We start from the raw sequence: 22657 nt of genomic DNA, 5'->3' as shown, positions 1-22657 counted from the left end.
AAGGTTGGCTATGCAGCGGCTGGTTAGTCTGTGTTGGGCTTTTCTGCGTGGACTTCCCCTTGCGGGTTTGGGGCTAAACCGCTGGTCAGATCGAGCGGTAAATGGCCCGCCAAATACAGGATCAATCTAGAAGCTAAAGCCTATATAGGGTTAGCATTGCCCAGCATTTGACTATATCTAGTGTTTTTCGGGTTGTGAGCGGCATTTATGCGCCGCGCAACCCCCTCGCGGCAGCATCGTTCTGCCACCGAGTAACTAATCATCAGGAGTGAGGCATGAATCAACCGGCCAACGTAAAGCCGCTGCGCGAGGGCGTGGACCAAATACCGCTGCAATCGGCATCGGAGGATATTTGGGACAAAAAGTACCGGTTGAAAAGCAAAGACGGCCAGCCGATTGATCAAGACGTTGATAGCACCTATCAGCGCGTGGCCCGTGCCTTGGCAGACGTTGAAAACAAAAAGCAGCGCGAACATTGGTACGAGCAGTTTTTGTGGGCTTTGCGCCATGGCGCGATCCCTGCTGGGCGAATCACTTCCAACGCGGGCGCGTGGGAACACAAGCCGGCAACCTCGACCATCAACTGCACCGTCTCGGCGACCATCGGCGATTCGATGGACGACATCCTCGCCAAGTTGCATGAGGCCGGCCTGACCTTAAAAGCCGGTTGCGGCATCGGCTACGAGTTCTCCACGCTGCGCCCTAAGGGCGCGTATGTCTCGGGCGCGGGGGCCTATACCTCTGGCCCGCTGTCGTTCATGGATATCTACGACAAGATGTGCTTCACCGTGTCATCCGCCGGTGGTCGTCGTGGCGCACAAATGGCGACGTTCGATGTCGGCCATCCCGATGTGTTGGACTTTATTCGCGCCAAACGCGAAGGCGGCCGTCTGCGTCAGTTCAACCTGTCGCTGCTGATCACCGAAGGCTTTATGCAAGCGGTGGAAGCCGATGGCGACTGGCCGCTGGTCTTCCCGCTGACTGCCGAAGAAGCCGCGGCGGACATGATCGACGTCAACGACCCTGCGCAAGTGCTGTGGCGCGACTGGGCCGAACGTGATGGCTATCTGAGTCGTGAAGACGGCATGGTCGCCTGCCGTATCTTCCGTACGGTTAAAGCGCGTCGGGTGTGGGATGTGATCATGTCCTCGACCTATGATTTTGCCGAGCCCGGTTTCATCCTCATCGATCGCGTCAATGCGATGAACAACAACTGGTTCTGCGAAGAAATCCGCGCCACCAACCCCTGTGGCGAGCAGCCGCTGCCACCGCACGGTGCGTGCTTGCTGGGATCAGTGAACCTGACCTTGTTTGTGCGTGACCCGTTCACCGAGAAGGCGCGCTTTGATTGGGACGCCTACCGCAAGGTGGTCGCGATCTTCACCCGCATGTTGGACAACGTGGTGGAAATCAACGGTCTGCCGCTGGAAGAGCAGCGCCAAGAGATTTACCGCAAGCGCCGCCATGGCATGGGCTTCTTGGGCTTAGGCTCGACCATGACCATGCTGTGCATGAAGTACGGCGAAGCGCAGTCGCTGGCCTTTACCGAGCAAGTTTCGCAAGAAATGGCGCTGCAAGGTTGGCGCACCGGCCTTGAGCTGGCGGCCGAAAAAGGCGCCGCGCCGATCATGCTCGAAGAGTTCGAAGTCAGCGAAAAGATGCTCGCTCAGCGCCCCGCCATGCGCGCCGATGGCTACAAGGTGGGCGATAAAGTGGCCGGCCGCGTGCTGTGGGCACGTTACAGCCACTACATGCAGCAAGTGGCTGAAATTGAGCCAGAGCTGGTCGCACAACTGGCCGAGCAGGGCGCTCGTTTTACTCACCACACCTCGATTGCGCCGACCGGCACCATCTCACTGTCGCTGGCCAATAATGCCTCCAACGGCATTGAGCCAAGCTTTGCTCATCACTATTTCCGCAATGTGATTCGCGAAGGCAAAAAGAGTAAAGAAAAAGTCGATGTCTTCAGTTTTGAACTGCTGGCCTACCGTCAGCTGATCAATGCGGAGGCTTTGCCGAGCATGGATGCCGCTAAGCGCAACCTGCCCGACTACTTCATCGCCGCCGATGACGTGACCCCCATGCAGCACGTTGATGTGCAAGCGGCGGCGCAAAAGTGGGTCGACTCGTCGATCTCCAAAACCGCCAACGTGCCGACTGACTACGCCTATGACAGCTTTAAAGACATCTACATGTACGCGTGGAAGCAAGGGCTAAAAGGCTGCACCACCTTCCGCTTTAACCCCGAGGCGTTCCAAGGTGTGCTGGTCAAAGAAGAAGACTTGGCCAACACCACGTACCGCTTCAAGCTGGATGATGGCAGCGTGATCGAAGCCAAAGGCGGTGATGAGATTGAATACGACGGTGAACTGCACACCGCAGCCAATCTCTACGACGCCTTGAAAGAAGGTTATTACGGCAAGTTTTAACGCCCCCTTATTGATGCGGCGGCGCACGGCGCGGCCAGCAGCTAATGTTTTAGGACACAGATATGGCTATCAAAATCGCGAGCAAAATTGTCGGCTATGAAGTTGCCAAGCCCGATGCTCCCGCGCCTGTAGAGGCGCCCACCACCCAAGCGGTGGAAGAAATGCACGAAAAAATTAAGCGCCCGGAAAACCTCGAAGGCGCAACGTACAAGATCAAAACCCCGCATTCCGAGCATGCGCTGTACGTCACGATCAATGACGTGGTGCTTAACCCCGGTAGCGACCATGAGGTGCGCCGGCCGTTCGAGATTTTCATTAACTCCAAGAACATGGAGCACTACCAGTGGATTTCAGCCCTGACGCTGATTATCTCGGCGGTGTTTCGTAAGGGCGGCGATTGCACCTTCTTGGTCGAAGAGCTGCGCAGCGTGTTCGACCCCAAGGGCGGTTACATGAAACGCGGCGGTCGCTGGATGCCGTCATTGGTCGCCGAAATCGGCGACGTGCTGGAATTGCACATGAAAAAGATCGGTTTGCTCAAGGATGAAATCGACGAGCACCAAAAAGCCTATCTGGCGCAAAAACGCGCTGAGTTTGTGCAAAACACCCAGCCAGCCCCTGCACCCGAAGCCGACGCCCAGTGCGACGACAGCACCCAGCAATACCCAGAAGGCGCGCAACTGTGCGGCAAGTGCCATACCAAAGCGATGATCCAAATGGATGGCTGCTTGACCTGTCTCAGCTGTGGCGACAGTAAGTGCGGCTAACGCAGGCGTGACGCAATAAAAACCAGCACAGACGCTGGTTTTTTATTGCGCTAAAACGGGCTTATACCTCGACCACCACTTTGCCGATGGCTTGGCCGCTGCTGAGGCGCTGGTAGGCGTCGCCGACGTTATCGAGGCTGAAGCGCTGTGTGTCCAGTAGTGGCTTAAGCGCGCCGGCTTCGGCGATTTTGCTCAGTTCGGTCAATATGGCGCCGTGAGCTTCGCGCTGATGGTTGTGCAGCATGGGGATCAACATAAACACCACATGCAGTGACAGACCTTTGAAATGCGCCGGAGTTAAGTCGATATTCAGCATGGCCACCGTGCTGGCCACCTGACCATTTAAGGCGGCGGCAGTGAAAGAGTGGCTCATGTTGGCGCCGCCTACTGAGTCAAAAACCACCTCAAAACCTGCGCCTTGGGTGTGTTGGGCGACGTAGTCAGCCACGCTTTCGCGCTGATAATCGATGGCCGTGGCGCCATAGCCTTCCACAATGTTGCGCGCCGCGTCGCCGCTGCAGGTGCTAAAAACCTCTGCGCCGAAATGCTTTGCTAGTTGCACCGCGACATGGCCAACACCGCCGGTACCGCCGTGCACGAGCACGCGTTGTCCCGCTTTGACTTGGGCACGCTGCAATCCTTCGTAGGCGGTGATCCCCACTAAGGGCAGGGCGGCGGCTTCGCGCATGCTGAGGTTGCGCGGTTTGTGCGCGAGTAAGCGTGCATCGGCCAGCATGTACTCCGCCAGCGCACCTTGCAGATCAGCCAAACCACCGGCGCAGCCAAAAACCTCATCGCCGACGGCAAAGGCCGTCACGCCATCACCCACCGCAGCTACGGTGCCGGCAAAGTCCATCCCTAAAACCGCAGGTAAGTTGGGAGCGAGCGGGAGCTGTTCTTGGCCCATGCGACGAATCATGGTGTCGACGGTATTGACGCTGCTGGCGGCAACACGAACCAAGACGTGCCCAGCGCTGACCGCCGGTTTGGCCAGTTCAGTGGACTGAAACTCGGCGTTGTCGCCGTAGCGGTTGAGAATCATGGCTTTCATCGGGCATACCCTGTGTTTGAAGAAGTCAGCTTGCACCTTAGCTTGTTTAAAAACCGTATAAAGCCAGTAGAAATTGATTCAGTTTATTGTCTGTAAAGATAATTCGGTTGGGGTCCGCGCTTTAACGCGTCCAGCTGGGCGAGCTGCCGATTTTTTCCAGTAGGAAGTCGATAAACACCCGCACTTTAGCGGTGAGGACGTTGGACTTGGGGTACACCAGCCAAATTGCGGATTGGTCTTCGATTTCGTAGTCGGGCAGCACTCGCACGAGGGAGCCGCGATCCAGCTCTTCCTGCACACTCCAGCACGAGTTCATCGAAATACCGACGCCGGCCTGGGTGGCAATGCGCATGCTGGCGCCGTCATCGCATACCACGCGCTTTTTGGCCCCGGGCGGCGGAAAGCTGCTGCTGGGGCGCTCATCGTTGGCGCGCAAGGTGCGCGCGCCGCTGCCGTGAAAGACCAACAGCTGGTGTTGGCTCAGCTCTTCAGGCGTTTTCGGTACGCCATGTTGGGCGAGATACGCCGGCGCGGCGCACAGGATGCGTTGATCATCGGCCAGCTTGCGTGCGCGTAAGCTGCTGTCTTCGATGGCGTAGTTGCGCAAGGCCAGATCAAAGCCGCCTTCGATCAGATCCACCAAAGTGTCGGACAGGCGCAGCTCAAGGTTCACTGCCGGAAACCGCTGCAAAAATTCGGGCAGGATTGGCGCAATATAACGTTGGGCAAAGGTGCTAGATGCGGAAAACCGCAGCGTGCCTGAAACCTCTTTGCTGGCGTGGCCAAGGGCTGCCAAGGCGGCGTCTTGTTGCGCCAGTATCTCGCGGGCAAAGGGTAGAAACTCAGCCCCTTCCATCGAGAGCGACACTTTGCGTGTCGAGCGGTGCAGTAAATCGGCGCCTACTTGCTGCTCTAATTTGGCCAGACGCGCACTGGCCACTGCCGGGGCTAAGTCCAGCTGTCGGCCTGCCGCGCTGATATTGAGTAAATCAGCGGCGATGACAAATAAACGGATGGCGTCGGTGTCCATGGGCGCGGCTCACGAGGTCTTTTGTATTGATAATCAAAAAACTGTAGCGCTTTTTGATGGCTTTAACTTGTGTTTGATAAAAATAAAGTGAGTTCTCAACGATCGCCAAACGCTGGATGCGCACGGGTTCGACCCGTTAGTACGGGCTTTGCTTGGGCTGATGAGCAGGGCGCGCAATGGGATATCAACAATCAGCGTCGTTGGCCTGACCTGTTGGTGAGCATTCAAGACATCAACGACTAAAGCCGAAGGCTAGACACAACAAACCCGGCACTGGGCCGGGTTTGTTGTGAGCACGCTAAGCGGTGGGCTTAGCGGCGGCGGAACAGTGGCTGCGGTTGGTCGACCGCGCTTTGATAGACCTCGCTGAAATCATTCAGGCTGGCCAGGGCATCTTCAGTGTCACGGTCAGCGCGAATCACAAAGCTGTTAAAGCCGCAGCGCTGATAGAAAAACAGCTGGTCACGCAGCACATCGCCAATGGCGCGCAACTCGCCTTGATAGCCAAAACGCTCGCGCAGCAGGCGGGCGTTGGAGTAGTTGCGGCCATCGTTGAAGTTGGGGAAGTTCAGCGCGATGACGGCAAAGTGCTGAAGATCGTCGGCGATGTCTTCGGCTTGTTCGTCGCTATCGAGCCAGACACCCAGTTTGCCGTCACGTGCCTTCAGCGCATGCGCGTGCTCGGCCCACAGGGCGTAGGGCACTATCAAGTCGTCGCTGTTGGGCAGGCCGTCGAGGGTGGCGTCTTTAGCGAGCAGGTGCCAATTGTCTTCGCACACTGCGCCGTTTTTAATGATTCGCTGCATATACGCGCTCCTTAAAGGGGGCCATGCCGATGCGGCGGAAGGTGTCGATAAACATCTCGTCTTCGCTGCGCTGCTCGACAAACACGTCGATGATTTTGCTGATCACATCGGGCATGTCGTCCTGAGCGAACGAGGGGCCGAGGATCTGGCCAAGGCTGGCGTCACGGCTGGCCGAGCCGCCGAGGGACACCTGATAGAACTCCTGACCTTTCTTGTCCACACCCAAAATGCCGATGTGGCCGACGTGGTGGTGGCCACAGGCGTTCATGCAGCCGGAAATGTTGAGGTCGATATCGCCGAGGTCGAACAGGTAGTCCAAGTCGGCAAAGCGACGCTGTATGGCGTCGGCCACCGGAATTGATTTCGCGTTGGCCAGCGAGCAGAAGTCGCCGCCGGGGCAGCAAATCATATCGGTCAGCAGGCCAATGTTGGGCGTGGCAAAGCCCAGTTCACGCAGCTCAGCCCACAGGCTCAGCAGTTGTGCTTGTTCGACATCAGCCAGAATCAAGTTTTGCTCGTGCGATGAGCGCACTTCGCCAAAGCTGTAGCGATCGGCCAAGTCGGCCACGGCGTCGAGCTGCTTGTCGGTGATATCCCCTGGGGCGTAGCCCGAGGCTTTCAGCGACAGTGTGACGGCGGCATAGCCGGTTTTCTTGTGGGCTACCACGTTGCGCGCCAACCAACGGGCAAAGCCCGGATGCTCAGCTTGTTGCGCCTCAAGCAAGGCGCTTTGGTCTTGCAGGGTTTGATAGGCTGGATCGACAAAGTGGTTGGCGATGCGGTGCACTTCGGCTTCGGTCAGCGTGCTGGTGCCATCTTTCAGGTGCGCCCACTCAGCGTCGACTTTTTCTGCGAACACGGAGGGGGTGAGGGCCTTAACCAGAATTTTGATGCGCGCTTTGTACTTGTTGTCGCGACGACCATAGCGGTTGTACACCCGCAGGATCGCTTCCAGGTAGCTCAGCAGGTGCTGCCACGGCAGGAATTCGTTAATGAATGCGCCGACGATCGGCGTACGGCCTAGTCCGCCGCCAACCAAAATGCGGAAACCCAGTTCGCCAGCCGCGTTTTTCACCGGCTCAACGCCGATATCGTGCACTTCAATGGCAGCACGGTCGCTTTGAGCGCCGTTGACGGCAAACTTAAACTTACGCGGCAAGTAGGCGAATTCCGGATGGAAGGTCGCCCACTGACGAATAATTTCGCACCACGGGCGTGGGTCGATCAGCTCGTCCACCGCCACACCAGCGAACTGGTCGGTGGTGACGTTACGAATACAGTTGCCGCTGGTTTGAATGGCGTGCATCTGTACTTCGGCCAGCTCGGCCAAGATGTCCGGCACTTCTTCAAGGGCTGGCCAGTTGAACTGTACGTTTTGACGAGTACTGATGTGCGCGTAGCCTTTGTCGTAATGACGGGCGACGTGTGCCAGCTTGCGCAGCTGCCGTGATGACATCAAGCCATAGGGCACGCACACGCGCAGCATGGGCGCGTAGCGCTGCACGTACAGGCCATTTTGCAGGCGCAGCGGGCGGAACTCTTCTTCGCTGAGTTCACCGGCCAAATAGCGGCGGGTCTGATCGCGGTACTGCTTGACGCGGTCCTCGATGATCCGTTGATCGTACTCGTCGTAAACGTACATGTAGGGTCCTGTCTCGGGCTAATCAAAGACTGCGCCCACGGCGGCGCACTCCCTTTTAGAGTGGGTGGGGAAGATAGCAGCTCGCAGTTATGCGCAAAAGTAATGTTTGATCATATATTGATAAGTATTTGATCTAAAAAATACGTTTTCCATAACCCATTCTGGCAAGCTTTGCCGGTCTCGACTTAACTCATAGGGCAAGCTTGCCTGATCAGGTGAGCCATTCAATCGATATAAGATGAGTGGGGGCGATATGTCAGAAGTGACCACGGGTGATTCGAAAATAGATGCTTTGGCTGCGGTAGGCCTGATTTTGTTGGTTGTAGCGACAGCCATTTTTTGGGTCAGTGGCCAATAGCGCTACACAGCCCATCAGCGTGCTCGTTTGGAGGTTGTCGTGCTGAGTGTATTCAACAGGCTGCAAGGATTGCTTTGCGGCCTGTGTTTTTTATGCGCCGTTGCGCTGCCGGCGGCGGCTGCGCCGATCAAGGTCAGCTTTCTTAATCCGGGGGCTAGCCATGAGCTGTTTTGGCTCAGTGTTAGTCAGTTTATGCAGGCAGCGGCCGATGATTTAGACCTGAGCTTGACGGTGCATTACGCCGAGCGTGACCATGCGCGCATGATTGCTCAGGCGCGTGAGGTGCTCGCGCAAGCGGATCCGCCGGATTATCTGGTGATCGTCAATGAGGCGTTTGCCGGCCCAGAGTTGCTGCGTTTGAGTCAGGAGCGTGGGGTTAAGGTGTTCATGTTGCTCAACAGCCTGACCGACACGCAACGCCAGCAATTGGGCACTGCCCGTGAGCGTTTTCCTAACTGGATTGGTGCCTTAGTGCCGGACAACGTCGTGGCTGGGCGCTTAATGGCCACGCGCTTAATCGAACAAGCACGCGCCAGGGGTTGGCCTGCGCCGATTGAGTTATTGGCGCTAGGCGGTGATAACCGCACCCCGGCGGCGCTGGAGCGTGAGCAAGGCTTGCATGAGGCGTTGGCGCAGGCGGCGGATGTTCGCTTGAAGCAATTGGTCTACGCCCGCTGGGATCGCGGCATGGCCAAGCGTAAAACCCTGTTATTGCTCAAGCGACACCCAGATGCGCGGCTCATCTGGGCGGCGAACGATCAGATGGCTTTCGGTGCGTTGGATGCCATTGATCAATGGCCGAGCACCGAGCGTGGGCAGTTTTTGGTGTCGGCGTTGAATAACTCCGACGAGGCGTTTACCGCGCGCATTGACGATGACTTTGCCGTGCTGCTGGGCGGGCATTTCACCGCCGGCGGCTGGGCCATGGTGATGCTGTATGACTACGCCCATGGCCATGACTTTGCTGAGCGCGGCGGTGTCGAGCAACGGCATGCCTTATTCAGTGAGATCAGCCCCGACATGGCGCGCCAGTTAAAAGGGCAGCTGAAGCCGCAAGGCTTTGCCGCGGTTGATTTTAAGGTGCTGACAGCGACGCAAAATCCTGCACTTAAGGCGTATGACTTCAGCTTAAAGCACCTATTGCCTTAGCTCACACCCGCTAAGGCGAGCACGCCTTTGACCACGGCGATCAGTAATAAGACGAACAGTACGGTGGCAAGCAAGCCGACGATGATGAATTGCTTGGGACTGCCTTGGCGAAAGTCGCGTTGCCGTGTTTTATCGCTTTGCACGCCAAAGGCTGCCGCCAGTACGCTCAAGATCACTTGCCATAGGCTGAGTTTGTTATCGCTCATGCTGCCTCCTTGCGGTTGGGCCGTTGGGCCGTGCTCAGCGGGCACGGGTAAGCACTCGCTTGAGCATCACTATAGTCGGATATGCACCCACTGCCGGCGCTGCCACAAGATGCTAAACGCCAGCGAGGCCACCACGCGCTGCACAATCTGCATGCACCAGATGGCTAATAAGCCGCCGCCTAACAGCGGCCCTACCAAATAGGCGCTGGGCAAGAAGAACAGCCATTGGTTGCTCAGCGTCACCAGCATTACCGTGCGGCTGGCGCCGGCGCCAAGCAAGGCTTGGGTCAGCACAATGGCGGTGGCATCCAGCGCCATGCCAAGGCCGGTTAAGCGCAGTGGTAATTCGCCAAGCGCCAATAGCGTGGCGTCGTGAATAAATAAGCCCAACACCCAATGCGGGACAAGCCAGAACGGCATGCCCAGCACGAACAAGCCGAGTGCGGCGACACGAACCACCTCCCAGCCCCAGCGATGAGCTTCTACCGGGTTTTGTGCGCCCAGACTTTGGCTGACCAAGGTGGTGGCGGCCATGCCCATGCCAATGCCGGGCAAAATCAAAAACAGCGCAAGGTTGATCAGTACGTGGGCTACCGCCAGTTCAGCGGTGCCGACTTGGCCGATGATCCAGAACAGCGTGGTGATGCCCAAGGCAAAGAAAAATTGCTGCAACGAGTTGGCCATCGACAAACGCATCAGCGGTTGCAAACCGTCGACGATATTCAGCTTGTGCAGGAAGCCTTGTGGCCGCGCCACCCGCCATGTCTGCACGCCATACATCAGCGTGCCGAACCACAACGCTAAAGAGGTGCCTAAACCGGTGCCCGCCGCGCCCATGGCGGGCAAGCCGAACAGGCCGTGAATCAAGCAGTAACTCAGCGGCACGTTGAGCACATGCATCACAACTAAGGTGCGCATGTAGACGCCCGAGCGATGGGTGCCATTCCAGTAACCGCGAAATGAGAAGTTGGCTCCCACGGCGACCACCGCTAGGCAGCGCCAGAAGAAATAATCCACCCCCGTGCTTTGTACGGCAGGGTCGTCACTTAAGAAGGCGATAATCGGCTCGGCTAACGCCCAACACAGCAGGGTGATTGGCAGCCCCAGCGCCAATGACAACAGCAAACCAGCGTTCAGCGGGGCGGCAAGTTGATCACTACGGCCTTCGCCACGCCGACGCGCCACCAACGCCTGCACGCCAGCGCCCAAGCCCATCACCAGCGACACCGCGACAAAGTTGGCGTAACTGCCTACGCCCACGCCAGCCAGCGCCGTGGCGCCTAGCTCGCCGACCATCGCGGCATCCACCAGATTGAGCAGGCTTTGACTGAGCATGCCGCCAATAATCGGCAGGCCCAGCAGAAGGATTTGTTGGAGACGCTGACGCTCGACCATGCTCACTCGCGTTCGGATAACAGTGAGCGGCTAGGGTAAGCGTCGGCATACCGTTAGGTAAACCGGTGCGTTTATTATTTGCGCGCGATCAGCCGATGGTTTGCTTTAGATCAGCTCGCGGCGCAGCGGCTTGATGCGCTCGGGCTTGTCGGCGCGGGCGCGCAGTTGACCGCAGCCGCCGTCGATGTCTTGCCCGGCGCTGTTACGTACTTTGGTGAGTACGCCGCGGCTGTGCAGGTAGCGCACGATCTGCACGATCCGTTCACCGCTAGGGCGCTGATATTCGTCGTTGGGCAAGCTGTTGTAGGGGATCAGGTTCAGCACGGCGTACTTGCCCTTAAACAGCGCTAACAGGCGGTCGATCTCGTGCTGGCCATCGTTGATTCCAGCCAGCAAGGTGTACTGGTATTGAATCGGATAGCCGGTGGCACGGGCATACACTTCACCCAGGGCCATTAACTCGGCCGGGTCATAGTGCGGCGCACGCGGCAGCAGTTGCGCGCGCAAGGCGGCGTCGGTGGTGTGCAGGGATAAGGCCAGTGCCGGTTTCACCCGTGATTGCGGTAAGCGCTCGAACACCCGTGGGTCGCCCACCGTGGAGAACACCAAGTTCTTGTGGCCAATGCCGCCCTCGGTGCCCAGTAGGTCGATGGCATCGAGTACGTTGTCGAGGTTGTGCGCCGGTTCGCCCATGCCCATAAACACGACTTTCTTGACCGCGCGCTCGCGGCGGGCGAGGGCCACTTGGGCGACGATCTCGGCGCTGCCGACTTGGCGAATCAGCCCGCTTTTACCGGTCATGCAGAACACACAGCCGACCGCGCAGCCGACTTGGGTGGAAACGCATAACCCATCGCGCGGCAGCAGCACGCTCTCTACCAGTTGGCCGTCGTGCAGCTTGACCAGCAGTCGGGCCGAGCCGTCGGCGGCGGGGTGGCGCTCGGTCACCACGGCGAGTTGTTCTAGCTCATCGCTCAGCTGCGGCAAGGCGTGACGCACGCTCAGCGGTAAAAAGTCTTCAGTCTTTTGATGCCGCGTGCCGGTATCCAATGGCTTGCCGTTAAGCCACGCACGCACGACCCGGCCGCTATGGACAGGCTTGGCGCCGAATTCGGCAAGGCGAGTGTGCAGGTCGGAGATACGCATGGGGCGCGGATGCTACCACTGCCCTTCGGTGCAAGCTACGCCCAGCAGATGACCTGTGTCGCGCCTGCTGTCGGTCGCCGCGATGCTGTGGATAAAGCCCGTCTGATCATCAAGGCGGCGCATTATCAAAATATTTTTGAAAGACCATCTTCTGCTGGCGGGTTTTTCAATCATTGGCGCACAGTAATAATGCGGCCACAGCATTGAGACGGCGCGGATGTAACCCGCACCTCGCTAAGCCAGTGCTGGCCTTACCTAGGCTGATGTGTGCCACCCTACTTTGCCCCGCCCGCGTTTGCTCTGATAACAGCGTGCGCTAGGAGATGTGATGAAAGCCGTTGCTTATTACCAGTCCCTGCCAATTGATCATGCCGATGCCTTGCAGGACATCACCCTGCCCGTGCCTGAGGTGGGCGCGCATGACCTGTTAGTGGCCGTGCGGGCGATTTCGGTCAACCCAGTCGATACCAAAATACGCGCCAACGTGGCCCCTGAGTCGGGTCAAGCCAAGGTGCTGGGCTGGGATGTGGCCGGTGTGGTGCAACAGGTTGGCAGTGCGGTCAGCTTGTTTAAGCCCGGTGATGAAGTGTTTTACGCCGGCGCCATCAACCGTGCTGGTGCCAACAGCGAGCTGCACGTGGTGGATGAGCGCATTGTTGGGCGTAAACCGGCGAGCTTGAGCTTTGCCGAAGCGGCGGCGCTGCCGCTGACCGCGATCACCGCGTGGGAGCTACTGTTCGATCGGCTAAAAGTGGCGCAAGGGCAGGCCGCTGACGGCCATCTGTTAATTGTCGGGGCGGGCGGTGGCGTGGGTTCGATCCTCACCCAGTTGGCGCGTCAGCTCAGTGGCGTGCAGGTGATTGGCACCGCGTCGCGCGCGGAAACCCGTGACTGGGTGAGCGCGCTGGGGGCGCATGCGGTGATTGACCACAGCCAACCGCTGTTGGCGCAACTCAAGGCGCAGGGTATCGAGGCGGTGCAACGTGTCGCCAGTCTGACGCACACCGATCAGCATGTGCCGCAGTTGGTCGAGGTGCTCGCCCCGCAAGGGCAGCTGGCGCTGATTGATGACCCGGTGCAGCTGGATATCCGCGCGCTCAAGCAAAAGAGCCTGTCGCTGCACTGGGAGTTTATGTATACCCGCTCGTTGTTTGGCACCGCCGATATGATCGAGCAGCACCACTTGCTCAATCGCGTCGCGGAGCTGATCGACGCCGGCACCTTGCGCACCACCCTTGGCGAGCACTTCGGCCAGATCAATGCGGCCAATCTGCGCAAGGCCCATGCGCTGCTGGAAAGTGGCAAGTCGCGCGGCAAGATTGTCTTAGAAGGCTTTTAACTCAGGCGGCGCTTTGCCCTGAGTGCAGGCGCGTTTGCGGGGGCAGGGGAATAGGCAGCGCGTGGCTTTCGCGTGTTGCCGGCTAACTTGCTACCCTGTGCGCGTTTTGCAGCCGCATGTAGCCAAAGAGTTGTGTATGAAGTTTATTCACCAGCGCGAGCATCTCAGTCAGGGTGACTGGGTCATCATCGAAAGCTCGCAGGCGTGCAACATCCGCCTGATGACCGATGGCAACTTCCGCAGCTTTAAAAACGGCGGCCGGCATACCTACCACGGCGGCGCGTTTGATCGCTTTCCCGCCAAAATCCAAGTGCCCAGTACCGGCTATTGGAATATCACCCTCGATACGGTAACCCGCCGCGCCATCAGCGTGACGCGTAAGCCAAGCATGCAGTATTCGATTCGCTTTAAGCGCGGTTAACAACACCGAGGCCCGTCATCGCGGGCCTCGGTGTATAGCGTGCTTAGGCTTTAGTTGTCATAGCCCAAGTTGGGTGACAGCCAGCGCTCGCTGATGCTGACTTCTTGGCCCTTACGCTTGCTGTACACCTCGATCTGGTCGCGGTCGACTTTGCCAACGGCAAAGTATTGCGCTTCAGGATGCGCGAAGTACCAGCCAGAGACCGCCGCGGCGGGGAACATGGCGAAGTGCTCGGTGAGGAACACGCCGCTGTTGCCGGCCTTGCCGATGTCAGCTGCGGGGTCGAGCAAGTCAAACAGGGTGGCTTTCTCGGTGTGGTCGGGGCAGGCGGGGTAGCCAGGCGCTGGGCGAATCCCTTGGTATTGCTCTTTGATCAGGGCGTCGTTATCCAGTGCTTCGTCTTTGTCGTAACCCCAGTACTCTTTACGCACACGCTCGTGCAGCCATTCGGCGCACGCTTCGGCCAAGCGATCAGCAAGGGCCTTGACCATGATGGCGTTGTAGTCGTCGCCTTTGGCTTCGTACTGCTTGGCCAGCTCTTCAGCGCCGATGCCGGCGGTGGTGATAAAGCCGCCGACGTAGTCGGTGATGCCGGTTTCTTTGGGTGCGACAAAGTCGGCCAAGCACAGGTTCGGCTTGCTGTCCGGTTTGATGGTTTGCTGGCGCAGGTGGTGCAGGGTGGCGAGGGGCTTGCCGTTGTCGCCGTACACTTCAATGTCATCAAATTTGACTTGGTTGGCCGGCCAGAAGCCAAACACCGCGCGGGCTTGGATTTGCCGCTGCGCAATCATCTGCGTGAGCAGCGCTTGCGCATCGTTGAACAGGCTGGTTGCTGCTTCGCCGACGACCTCATCGCTGAGAATGCGCGGGTATTTGCCGGCTAAGTCCCAGCTGATGAAGAACGGTGTCCAGTCGATGTAGGGCACCAACTCGTTGAGGTCGATGTCTTCGAGCACTTTGACGCCAGTGAAACTGGGCTTGGGGGGCTGGTAGCCTTGCCAGTCAAAATCCAACTTATTGGCGATGGCGTCGCTGTAGGGCAAGCGTTCGGTGCGTGCGCTGCGGTTGGCCGTGCGCTCGCGCACGATGGCGTATTCGTCGCGGGTTTTGTCGACAAACGCAGGCTTTAATTCTTTCGACAGCAAGCTGGTGGCCACGCCGACCGCGCGTGAGGCGTCGGTGACGTAGACCACGGCATCGTTGCTGTACTGCGGGTCAATTTTGACCGCCGTATGCGCCTTAGAGGTGGTGGCGCCGCCAATCATCAGGGGCAGGTTAAAGCCTTGGCGCTGCATCTCTTTGGCCACGTGGACCATTTCATCCAGCGACGGGGTGATCAGGCCGGACAAGCCGATGATGTCGCATTTTTCATCTTTGGCGGTTTGCAGGATTTTCTCTGCCGGCACCATCACGCCCATGTCGACGATGTCGTAGCCGTTACAGCCGAGCACCACGCCGACGATGTTTTTACCGATGTCGTGCACGTCGCCTTTGACCGTGGCCATAAGGATTTTGCCCTTGGCCTCGGGCTTGTCGCCTTTTTCCGCCTCAATAAAGGGGATCAGGTGCGCCACGGCTTGCTTCATCACACGGGCGGATTTGACCACCTGCGGGAGGAACATTTTGCCGGCGCCGAACAAGTCGCCGACGATGTTCATGCCGCTCATCAAGGGGCCTTCGATCACCTCAATCGGGCGTGCGCATTGCTGGCGGCACTCTTCGGTGTCCTCCACGATAAAGGCGGTGATGCCTTTGACCAGCGCATGCTCCAAGCGCTTATCCACGGGATAACTGCGCCACTCTTCGCTTTCGGCTTCTTTTACCGTGCCGTCGCCACGGTAGTTGTCGGCAATCGCCAGCAGCGCTTCGGTGCCGCCGGCGTTCTTGTTCAAGACAACGTCTTCAACCTTGTCGCGCAGCGCCTTGGGGATTTGGTCGTAAATCTCCAACTGGCCGGCGTTGACGATACCCATGCTGAGGCCGTTTTGAATGGCGTAGTAGAGGAATACCGAGTGAATCGCCTCGCGCACGGGGTTGTTGCCGCGGAACGAGAACGACACGTTGGAGACCCCGCCCGACGTCAGGGCATAGGGCAGGTTGTCGCGGATGTAAGCACACGCGTTGATGAAATCGACGGCGTAGTTGTTGTGTTCTTCGATGCCGGTGGCCACGGCAAAGATGTTGGGGTCGAAGATGATGTCTTCCGGCGGGAAGCCCACTTCGTTGACCAGAATGTTGTAGCTGCGCTGACAAATTTCTTCTTTGCGCGCTTGGGTGTCGGCTTGGCCTTGTTCGTCAAAGGCCATCACCACCACGGCGGCGCCATAGCGTTTGCACAGGTGTGCATGGTGTTTGAACTGCTCGACGCCTTCTTTCATCGAGATCGAGTTGACGATGCCCTTGCCCTGAATGCACTTCAGACCGGCTTCGATGACCTCCCACTTGGACGAGTCGATCATGATCGGTACGCGCGAGATATCCGGCTCGCCTGCAATCAGATTGAGGAAGGTCACCATGGCCTTCTTCGAGTCCAACATGCCCTCGTCCATGTTGATGTCGATCACCTGCGCGCCGGCCTCAACCTGCTGCAGGGCGACCTCAAGGGCCTCGGTGTAGTTGTCTTCGCGAATCAGGCGCGCGAACTTGGCGCTACCGGTGATGTTGGTGCGCTCGCCGACGTTCACAAACAGTGAGCTGCGGTCGATGGTGAACGGCTCAAGCCCTGAGAGGCGGCAGGCGCGCGGGATTTCTGGGATCACGCGGGGTGGGTACTTACTCACCGCCTCGGCAATCGCTTGAATGTGCCCAGGCGTGGTGCCACAACAGCCGCCGATGATGTTTAAGAAGCCTGCGGCGGCGAACTCTTCCACCACAGCGGCCATTTCTGCCGGCGTTTCATCGTATTCGCCAAAGGCATTGGGCAGGCCGGCGTTGGGGTGCGCGGAGACGTGCGTTTCGGCCTTGTTGGACAGCTCTTCCAGATACGGGCGCAAGTCTTTAGCGCCGAGGGCGCAGTTGAGACCGACGGAGATCGGTTTGGCGTGGCGGATCGAGTTCCAGAATGCCTCGGTGGTTTGTCCCGACAGGGTGCGGCCAGAGGCGTCAGTGATGGTGCCGGAGATCATGATCGGCAGCTCAATGCCCATCTGCTCAAACACCTCTTGCACGGCAAAGATGGCGGCTTTGGCGTTTAAGGTGTCGAAGATGGTTTCGATCAGGATCAGGTCCGAGCCGCCTTCAATCAAGGCGCGGGTGGCTTCAACGTAGTTTTCTACCAGCTCATCGAAGCTGACATTGCGGTAGCCCGGGTTGTTAACGTCAGGGCTGATCGAGCAGGTGCGGCTGGTCGGGCCAAGCACACCGGCAACAAAGCGTGGGCGGTCTGGGGTTTCTAAAGTTTTGGCATCGGCCACCTGACGCGCCAAGCGTGCGCCTTCGTAGTTCAGCTCGTAAACCAAGGACTCCATGCCGTAGTCGGCTTGCGACACTTGGGTGGCGTTGAAGGTGTTGGTTTCAAGGATGTCCGCGCCGGCGTCTAGGTAGGCCTTTTCAATCGCGCCGATCACATCCGGGCGCGAGAGGATCAGTAGGTCGTTATTGCCCTTAACGTCTTGCGGCCAATCGGCAAAACGTTCGCCGCGGTAGTCTTCTTCTTCCAGCTTGTAACTTTGGATCATGGTGCCCATGCCGCCATCCAAAATCAGGATGCGTTGTTGTAAAGCATGGGTGAGGGCCTGTTGGCGGGCAGCACGATCAGTCATGACAAATCCTAGACAGCAACTACTTAAAGGTGCGCGATGATAGCAAAAACGCGCCTTCTGGCACGCAAAAGCCCTGCTTTATGCCTTTACAGGGGCATGATTAGTGCCTTTTATTAATAAAAGACCAAGTGGTTGCGTTGTGGTGAACTTTTGCCATTGCTGGCCGATACCCTATAAACCCTGCATTAAGTGAGATAACCGCGTGAGCGCCATTCCGTTAGTGGTCTGTGATGATTCGGGCATGGCTCGTAAGCAACTGATCCGCGCGCTGCCGCCGGAGTGGCCGGTGTCGATTACGCAGGCGGCCAATGGTCGTGAAGGGTTAAAAGCCATCATGGATGGCTTGGGGCAGGTGGTGTTGCTTGACCTGACTATGCCGGAAATGGATGGCTATCAGGTGCTGCAGATGCTCAAAGCGCAAGCGATCAGCGCCAAGGTGATTGTGGTCTCAGGCGATGTGCAAGAAGAAGCCGTGCGCCGGGTCAAGGAGCTGGGCGCTTTGGCCTTTTTGCAAAAGCCAGCCTCACCGGAGCTTGTTCGAGCCACGCTAGAAGACTTGGGATTGCTGGCCAGTGTGCCGCCTCAGGCTTCGGAGCAAGCGCCCCCGGTGCCGGAGATCGAACGCCCAGACTTTAAAGTGGGCTTTCGTGATGCCTTTCGCGAGATCAATAACGTGGCCATGGGCCAAGCAGCGGCGCTGCTGGCCAAGGCGTTGGGCGTGTTTGTGCAGCTGCCTATCCCCAATGTGAATATCTTTGAGGTCGGCGAGCTGTCTATGGCGCTGGCTGATGTCGATCAAGGGCAGCGCTTAAGCGCGGTATGCCAAGGCTATATTGGCGACGGTATCGCTGGCGAGGCGCTGTTGATTTTTCATGACTCTGAAATCAACGACATTGCCGGTTTGCTCGGCATCGAAAAGCTCAATAGCGAGCTGCAAGAACAAGAGCTGCTGATGGATTTGGGCAGTATTTTGATCGGTGCGTGTTTGTCCGGTATCGCCAAGCAGCTGGATGTACGCTTTTCGCAAGGTCATCCGCAGATGCTCGGGCAACATTGTGCGATCAGCGATTTGATGCACGTGAATAAACAGCGCTGGAAGAAAACCTTGGGCGTTGAGATTAGTTATGGCTTGGAGGGGATGCGCGTTCACTTCGATCTGCTGTTGCTGTTCACCGAAGATTCGGTGAAGCGCCTGACCGACAAAATCACCCACTTGATGGATTGAGCATGACAGTCACCGATGAGTTGAAGTCGTTTCACTGGTTACTGGAGATCATCCACAGCGTTGATGTGGGTGTGATGGTGCTTGATCGGTCGTATCAAGTGGATGTGTGGAACGGTTTTATGGAAAACCACTCCGGCCTTGCACCGGATGAGGTGCAAGGCAAAACCATTTTTGAACTGTTCTCTGAAGTGGATGAGGCATGGTTGCGGCGCAAAGTGGAGAACGTGGCCTTGTTAGGCACGCCGGCCTTCAGTATTTGGGAGCAGCGCCCCTATTTACTGCGCTTTAAGAGTTATCAGCCCATCACTGGCATGGCGGATCACATGTTTCAAAACGTCACCATGCTACCGCTGAAGTCCACCACCGGTGTGGTCGATCATGTGGGCTTGGTCATCTATGACGTGACCGACGTGGCGGTCAACAAGCAGCAGTTGCAAGAGGCCAACCTCAAGCTAGAGCGCTTATCGCGCACCGATAGGCTCACCCAGCTCTTCAATCGTGGTTATTGGGAAGAGTGCTTAAACACCGAGTACCAGCGCTTTATGCGCTATCAGCAGCCTTTGAGCTTGCTGATTTTTGATATCGACCACTTTAAAAAAGTTAACGACACCTATGGCCATCCCGCAGGCGATGAGGTGATTCGCCAAGTGGCAGATACCTTGCGCAGCTTGGTGCGCAATACCGATATCGCCGGGCGTTACGGTGGTGAAGAGTTTGTTTGCCTGATGCCAGACACGCCGGGTGAGGGGGGCATGGTGTTGGCCGAGCGCATTCGGCAGCGCATCGAGCAGCTGTTGGTGGTGCATGAAGGGCGTGAGATTCGCTTCACTGTCAGCTTGGGTGTGGCGGAGTTGACTCCAGAGGTGCCTTCGCCCAGTGCTTGGCTGGAGCAGGCCGACAAGATGCTTTATCAGTCTAAGCATGGCGGGCGTAACCAAAGCAGTCTGTTGCCCAAGTAGAGCCACTGGTTTTTATAGGGTGATAATAAAGACCTACTAAATTGGTAAGGCTTTTGTATCCAGGTGTGATCCCTTACACTGCACCTATAGCATCGTAAGGAGTTGCCATGAGCAATATCACCATCACTGAAGCGGCCCAAGCCTACTTGGCTGACTTGCTCAGTAAGCAGAATGTTGAAGGTATTGGGATTCGTGTGTTTATCACCCAGCCTGGTACGCAATATGCTGAAACTTGCATCGCTTATTGCAAGCCTGCCGAGCAGAAAGCAGAAGACACAGCGCTGGCGCTGAAAGACTTCACCGCGTGGATCGATGCAGTCAGTGAACCCTTCCTAGATGACGCTGTGGTCGACTACGCCACCGATCGCATGGGCGGCCAGCTGACCATTAAGGCGCCTAACGCCAAAGTGCCGCAGGTGAATGAAGAAAGCCCCATTACCGAACGCATCAACTATTACCTGCAGACTGAAGTGAACCCCGGCTTGGCTAGCCACGGTGGGCAAGTGAGCTTGGTCGATATCGATGACGGCGTGGCGATTTTGCAGTTTGGCGGCGGTTGCCAAGGCTGTGGCATGGTGGACGTCACCCTCAAAGATGGCGTTGAGAAAACGCTGATGGAACGTATTCCCGAGCTAAAAGGTGTGCGTGACGTGACTGACCACACCAATAAAGAGAACGCCTACTACTGAGTTTAGAGCTTGCTAGTGCTGCTAACGCCCCATTCGTGGGGCGTTTTGCTGTCAGCGGGAGTTTCGGCATAAGTTAAAAAAACTCAAACAAATGATTGACTTGCGTGCGCAGCATGCGTAAATTGCGCGCTCTCGAGACGCGGGGGTGGTTAGCTCAGCTGGGAGAGCAGCTGCCTTACAAGCAGCGGGTCGGCGGTTCGATCCCGTCACCACCCACCAATCGAGAAATGCGCAGCGGTAGTTCAGTCGGTTAGAATACCGGCCTGTCACGCCGGGGGTCGCGGGTTCGAGTCCCGTCCGCTGCGCCACGCATAAAAGCCCTGAGCTTAATCGCTCAGGGCTTTTTTATTGGCGTTGATACTTGTCATGCTTTTGTCACTGAACTAGGGTTACTCTGTATTCGCACATAAGAGAAGACGTTTAGGAAACAAAGAGATGGACGATTATCTAGAAGAATTACTCGAAGGCCATGCCGACGATTGGGACGATTCAGAAGGCGTAGAAGACGCCACTGAGATGTAAGGTACCAAGGTTAAAGCCTGAGAAGTAAAGCGTTAAAAAGCCGCGACATGATCGCGGCTTTTGTGTTTTTGGCGAATGCGCTTATGCCTCGCCGCGCAGCTTAGCTAAGATTTTTACCTCGCCAGCGAGAATGCCTTGCACGAAGGGCAGGGCCTTGATGCGCTCAACCAGCGCGTGCAACTTCGGCCAGCGCTGTGCGTCCAGTGCTTCTTTGCCGTGTTCCATGTTGATGATCTGACTGAAAAAAGCGAAGTCTGCCACGCTCAATTTGTCACCAAGAAAAAACAGGGTGTCGCCGAGGGTGCGTTCTAGATAATCAAAGTGCTTGGGCAGCTTCTCGATCAGCGTCGCGCTGATGGCGGCTTCATCGGGCGTGCCGCCGCTCATGGGCTTGAGTATGCGGTTGCGGAAGATGACAAATGTGGTCAGCGGGGCAAGCTCGTAGTTTGCGTATTTCTCCAGCCAGCGCACGCGCGCACGCTCTGCGGCGGTGCTGCCATACAGCTCGGCGCCAGGGTAGTGCTCTTCAAGGTATTGGCAAATGACGCTGGAGTCGGCTAGGTCGAGATCGCCGTCTTTTAGTGCAGGGATGCGTCCGAGCGGGCTGATGTCGTAATACCAAGCAGGCTGGCCGAAGGGCATGACCATTTCCAGTTGGTAGTCCATGTTGCGCTGGCCAAGGTATAGGCGTGCTTTACGAACGAACGGCGACAGGGGTGCGCCAAACAGGGTAAGGCTCATTGCAGCTCCGGCGTTAGGGTTAAAAGCCGGTTATAACATGGCGCGTCGGCGCTATTGAGGGCATAAGCGGCAAAGGTGAGGCCTTTGTGGGAAAGGCGTGCTGCGAGTGAGTGCTTACCGAACGCTGGGTTAGAAGGTTTTCTTCTTCCACTCTTGCTCTTGCTCAAGGTCTTCTACGGCCTCGCCGAGCGCGCTGTTTTCTTCAGCGCTGACCTTGTCTTGATCCATGACCATGGCATTGGCTTTGGCGAGGCGTGCCTCGAACTCGGCCAAGGCGGGCTGGTGTTGGTCAATGTCGGGTTGTTTCTTTAAAAAAGTCACTCCGCGCTCAAACGCTAAGCGGGCTTGGCGGGGCTGTTCTTTTTGTAAGCACACTTCACCTTGGGTGGAGAATAGCTGGATGTGCAGCTTAACCAGCATGTTGCGGATTTCTTTGGCCCAGTGTTTGGCTTCTTTTTGCGCGACGAGGCCTTCTTGTGTGGCGCGTTGAATCTGGTGCATGAGCACTTCGAGTAGTTGTTTGACTTTTTTGGCTTTGGCTTCCGTGTCGATGCGAACTTTGGCGTTATTGACCGCAATCTCGTTGGGTTTTTCGAGAATTTTGCTCAGCTCGGCAATGCGACTGTTTTGCGAGCCTTTATCGACTTCGTTAAGTTTTTGCGCAAAGTGCAGCTCAAGGCGAATGAGCATGGCCTTGAGCTCGGGTGTCATAAATTGGCCGGGAAAAAGCTCGGAGAGCTCCATCAAGCGACGAATGCGGTCAGTGCACTCGGCCTTTAAGCGCATGCGCTGCAAGCGCGCCTGCTCCATCGAGTGATTGATGAAGGCAATAACGGCGAGCACCACAACGGCGGCAGTAATAAGTAGCACAATGATCAATGGGGACACTGACAGGCTCCAGCTAAGGCAACGTCTTTCAAGGAGTGTAGTGCTTTGTCGGCTGGAGGCCCAGCGAGTTGAGGAAATGACGGCAACACGTTGATTTCTAAAAATTTCCCGAAATAGGGCTTGACGCTATGGG

The 22657-nt window shown here is 57.3% G+C and carries 19 protein-coding genes and 2 tRNA genes; 11 read left to right on the top strand and 10 right to left on the bottom strand.

Features of this window, described 5'->3' with window-relative positions; genetic code table 11:
• Nucleotides 1-275 precede the first annotated feature (275 nt).
• Nucleotides 276-2429, top strand: coding sequence for an adenosylcobalamin-dependent ribonucleoside-diphosphate reductase (locus MKI83_RS02240; protein WP_241583082.1), 2154 nt, complete (start codon nt 276-278; stop codon nt 2427-2429).
• Between the two features lie 62 nt (nt 2430-2491).
• A complete protein-coding gene (locus MKI83_RS02235) occupies nt 2492-3196 on the top strand; it encodes a TSCPD domain-containing protein (RefSeq protein WP_241583081.1) in 705 nt (234 codons plus the stop codon).
• A gap of 61 nt (nt 3197-3257) precedes the next feature.
• Here the strand turns inward: MKI83_RS02235 and MKI83_RS02230 are convergent, their stop codons facing one another.
• The 4 genes from MKI83_RS02230 to MKI83_RS02215 all read right to left on the bottom strand — a co-directional run bounded on the left by MKI83_RS02230 (nt 3258) and on the right by MKI83_RS02215 (nt 7725).
• Nucleotides 3258-4247, bottom strand: a complete 990-nt coding sequence (locus MKI83_RS02230; protein ID WP_241583080.1) for a zinc-dependent alcohol dehydrogenase family protein — start codon at nt 4245-4247, stop codon at nt 3258-3260.
• Nucleotides 4248-4368: 121 nt separating this feature from the next.
• Entirely contained in the window at nt 4369-5277 is a 909-nt protein-coding gene (locus MKI83_RS02225) for a LysR family transcriptional regulator (protein WP_241583078.1), read from the bottom strand.
• A gap of 311 nt (nt 5278-5588) precedes the next feature.
• Complete coding sequence (locus MKI83_RS02220; RefSeq protein ID WP_241583076.1) at nt 5589-6083, bottom strand: DUF934 domain-containing protein; 495 nt, start codon at nt 6081-6083, stop codon at nt 5589-5591.
• On the bottom strand, nt 6067-7725 hold the full coding sequence (locus MKI83_RS02215; RefSeq protein ID WP_241583074.1) for a nitrite/sulfite reductase: 1659 nt from the start codon (nt 7723-7725) through the stop codon (nt 6067-6069). The genes MKI83_RS02220 and MKI83_RS02215 overlap by 17 nt, the downstream gene beginning before the upstream one ends.
• A 397-nt stretch (nt 7726-8122) precedes the next feature.
• Here MKI83_RS02215 and MKI83_RS02205 point away from each other — a divergent pair, with 397 nt between their 5' ends.
• Entirely contained in the window at nt 8123-9232 is a 1110-nt protein-coding gene (locus tag MKI83_RS02205) for an ABC transporter substrate-binding protein (protein ID WP_241583070.1), read from the top strand.
• Here the strand turns inward: MKI83_RS02205 and MKI83_RS02200 are convergent.
• From MKI83_RS02200 to MKI83_RS02190, 3 genes are all read right to left on the bottom strand, one after another.
• Nucleotides 9229-9438 carry a DUF2970 domain-containing protein gene (locus MKI83_RS02200; RefSeq protein ID WP_241583069.1) on the bottom strand — a complete coding sequence of 70 codons (210 nt, stop codon included), beginning with the start codon at nt 9436-9438 and terminating at the stop codon, nt 9229-9231. The genes MKI83_RS02205 and MKI83_RS02200 overlap by 4 nt on opposite strands.
• 69 nt (nt 9439-9507) lie before the next feature.
• Nucleotides 9508-10833 carry an MATE family efflux transporter gene (locus MKI83_RS02195; RefSeq protein ID WP_241583068.1) on the bottom strand — a complete coding sequence of 442 codons (1326 nt, stop codon included), beginning with the start codon at nt 10831-10833 and terminating at the stop codon, nt 9508-9510.
• Nucleotides 10834-10938: 105 nt separating this feature from the next.
• A complete protein-coding gene (locus tag MKI83_RS02190) occupies nt 10939-11979 on the bottom strand; it encodes an RNA methyltransferase (RefSeq protein ID WP_241583067.1) in 1041 nt (346 codons plus the stop codon).
• Nucleotides 11980-11988: 9 nt separating this feature from the next.
• On the opposite strand from MKI83_RS02190, the gene MKI83_RS02185 reads away from it, so the two are divergent.
• From MKI83_RS02185 to MKI83_RS02175, 3 genes are all read left to right on the top strand, one after another.
• The gene (locus MKI83_RS02185; protein WP_241583066.1) at nt 11989-12186 is read left to right on the top strand and encodes a hypothetical protein; all 198 of its coding nucleotides are present in this window, start codon (nt 11989-11991) and stop codon (nt 12184-12186) included.
• 121 nt (nt 12187-12307) lie between these two features.
• Nucleotides 12308-13318, top strand: coding sequence for a zinc-binding alcohol dehydrogenase family protein (locus tag MKI83_RS02180; protein WP_241583065.1), 1011 nt, complete (start codon nt 12308-12310; stop codon nt 13316-13318).
• Nucleotides 13319-13454: 136 nt separating this feature from the next.
• Nucleotides 13455-13739, top strand: a complete 285-nt coding sequence (locus MKI83_RS02175) for a DUF1883 domain-containing protein (protein ID WP_241583064.1) — start codon at nt 13455-13457, stop codon at nt 13737-13739.
• 50 nt (nt 13740-13789) lie between these two features.
• Here MKI83_RS02175 and metH read toward each other — a convergent pair whose 3' ends face one another.
• Complete coding sequence (gene metH / locus MKI83_RS02170; protein WP_241583063.1) at nt 13790-17500, bottom strand: methionine synthase; 3711 nt, start codon at nt 17498-17500, stop codon at nt 13790-13792.
• A 202-nt stretch (nt 17501-17702) separates the two neighbouring features.
• Here metH and MKI83_RS02165 point away from each other — a divergent pair, with 202 nt between their 5' ends.
• The 5 genes from MKI83_RS02165 (at nt 17703) to MKI83_RS02145 (ending at nt 20681) form a co-directional block, all read left to right on the top strand.
• A complete protein-coding gene (locus tag MKI83_RS02165) occupies nt 17703-18725 on the top strand; it encodes a response regulator (protein WP_370867325.1) in 1023 nt (340 codons plus the stop codon).
• 2 nt (nt 18726-18727) lie between these two features.
• Complete coding sequence (locus MKI83_RS02160) at nt 18728-19684, top strand: sensor domain-containing diguanylate cyclase (RefSeq protein WP_241583060.1); 957 nt, start codon at nt 18728-18730, stop codon at nt 19682-19684.
• Nucleotides 19685-19791: 107 nt separating this feature from the next.
• A complete protein-coding gene (gene nfuA, locus MKI83_RS02155) occupies nt 19792-20373 on the top strand; it encodes a Fe-S biogenesis protein NfuA (protein WP_241583058.1) in 582 nt (193 codons plus the stop codon).
• A 143-nt stretch (nt 20374-20516) separates the two neighbouring features.
• Nucleotides 20517-20592, top strand: a tRNA-Val gene (locus MKI83_RS02150).
• Nucleotides 20593-20604: 12 nt separating this feature from the next.
• Nucleotides 20605-20681: transfer RNA gene (locus MKI83_RS02145), tRNA-Asp, on the top strand.
• Nucleotides 20682-20976: 295 nt separating this feature from the next.
• Here the strand turns inward: MKI83_RS02145 and MKI83_RS02140 are convergent.
• Both MKI83_RS02140 and MKI83_RS02135 read right to left on the bottom strand, forming a co-directional pair.
• A complete protein-coding gene (locus tag MKI83_RS02140; protein ID WP_241583056.1) occupies nt 20977-21636 on the bottom strand; it encodes a glutathione S-transferase family protein in 660 nt (219 codons plus the stop codon).
• Nucleotides 21637-21765: 129 nt separating this feature from the next.
• Nucleotides 21766-22524, bottom strand: a complete 759-nt coding sequence (locus MKI83_RS02135) for a hypothetical protein (RefSeq protein ID WP_241583055.1) — start codon at nt 22522-22524, stop codon at nt 21766-21768.
• Nucleotides 22525-22657: the final 133 nt, after the last annotated feature.

Source organism: Atopomonas sediminilitoris (assembly GCF_022601735.1).
GTDB lineage: Bacteria > Pseudomonadota > Gammaproteobacteria > Pseudomonadales > Pseudomonadaceae > Atopomonas > Atopomonas sediminilitoris.
The sequence above is the reverse complement of the archived record's forward strand: the minus strand, read 5'-3'. Positions and strand labels throughout refer to the sequence as shown.

Coding starts and splice junctions, on each gene's coding strand:
- MKI83_RS02185 (WP_241583066.1), top strand. CDS start 11,989: ATGCTACCACTGCCCTTCGGTGCAAGCTACGCCCAGCAGATGACCTGT.
- MKI83_RS02190 (WP_241583067.1), bottom strand. CDS start 11,979: ATGCGTATCTCCGACCTGCACACTCGCCTTGCCGAATTCGGCGCCAAG.
- MKI83_RS02230 (WP_241583080.1), bottom strand. CDS start 4,247: ATGAAAGCCATGATTCTCAACCGCTACGGCGACAACGCCGAGTTTCAG.
- MKI83_RS02160 (WP_241583060.1), top strand. CDS start 18,728: ATGACAGTCACCGATGAGTTGAAGTCGTTTCACTGGTTACTGGAGATC.
- MKI83_RS02240 (WP_241583082.1), top strand. CDS start 276: ATGAATCAACCGGCCAACGTAAAGCCGCTGCGCGAGGGCGTGGACCAA.
- MKI83_RS02215 (WP_241583074.1), bottom strand. CDS start 7,725: ATGTACGTTTACGACGAGTACGATCAACGGATCATCGAGGACCGCGTC.
- MKI83_RS02235 (WP_241583081.1), top strand. CDS start 2,492: ATGGCTATCAAAATCGCGAGCAAAATTGTCGGCTATGAAGTTGCCAAG.
- MKI83_RS02140 (WP_241583056.1), bottom strand. CDS start 21,636: ATGAGCCTTACCCTGTTTGGCGCACCCCTGTCGCCGTTCGTTCGTAAA.
- MKI83_RS02225 (WP_241583078.1), bottom strand. CDS start 5,277: ATGGACACCGACGCCATCCGTTTATTTGTCATCGCCGCTGATTTACTC.
- MKI83_RS02180 (WP_241583065.1), top strand. CDS start 12,308: ATGAAAGCCGTTGCTTATTACCAGTCCCTGCCAATTGATCATGCCGAT.
- MKI83_RS02195 (WP_241583068.1), bottom strand. CDS start 10,833: ATGGTCGAGCGTCAGCGTCTCCAACAAATCCTTCTGCTGGGCCTGCCG.
- nfuA (WP_241583058.1), top strand. CDS start 19,792: ATGAGCAATATCACCATCACTGAAGCGGCCCAAGCCTACTTGGCTGAC.
- MKI83_RS02200 (WP_241583069.1), bottom strand. CDS start 9,438: ATGAGCGATAACAAACTCAGCCTATGGCAAGTGATCTTGAGCGTACTG.
- MKI83_RS02175 (WP_241583064.1), top strand. CDS start 13,455: ATGAAGTTTATTCACCAGCGCGAGCATCTCAGTCAGGGTGACTGGGTC.
- metH (WP_241583063.1), bottom strand. CDS start 17,500: ATGACTGATCGTGCTGCCCGCCAACAGGCCCTCACCCATGCTTTACAA.
- MKI83_RS02220 (WP_241583076.1), bottom strand. CDS start 6,083: ATGCAGCGAATCATTAAAAACGGCGCAGTGTGCGAAGACAATTGGCAC.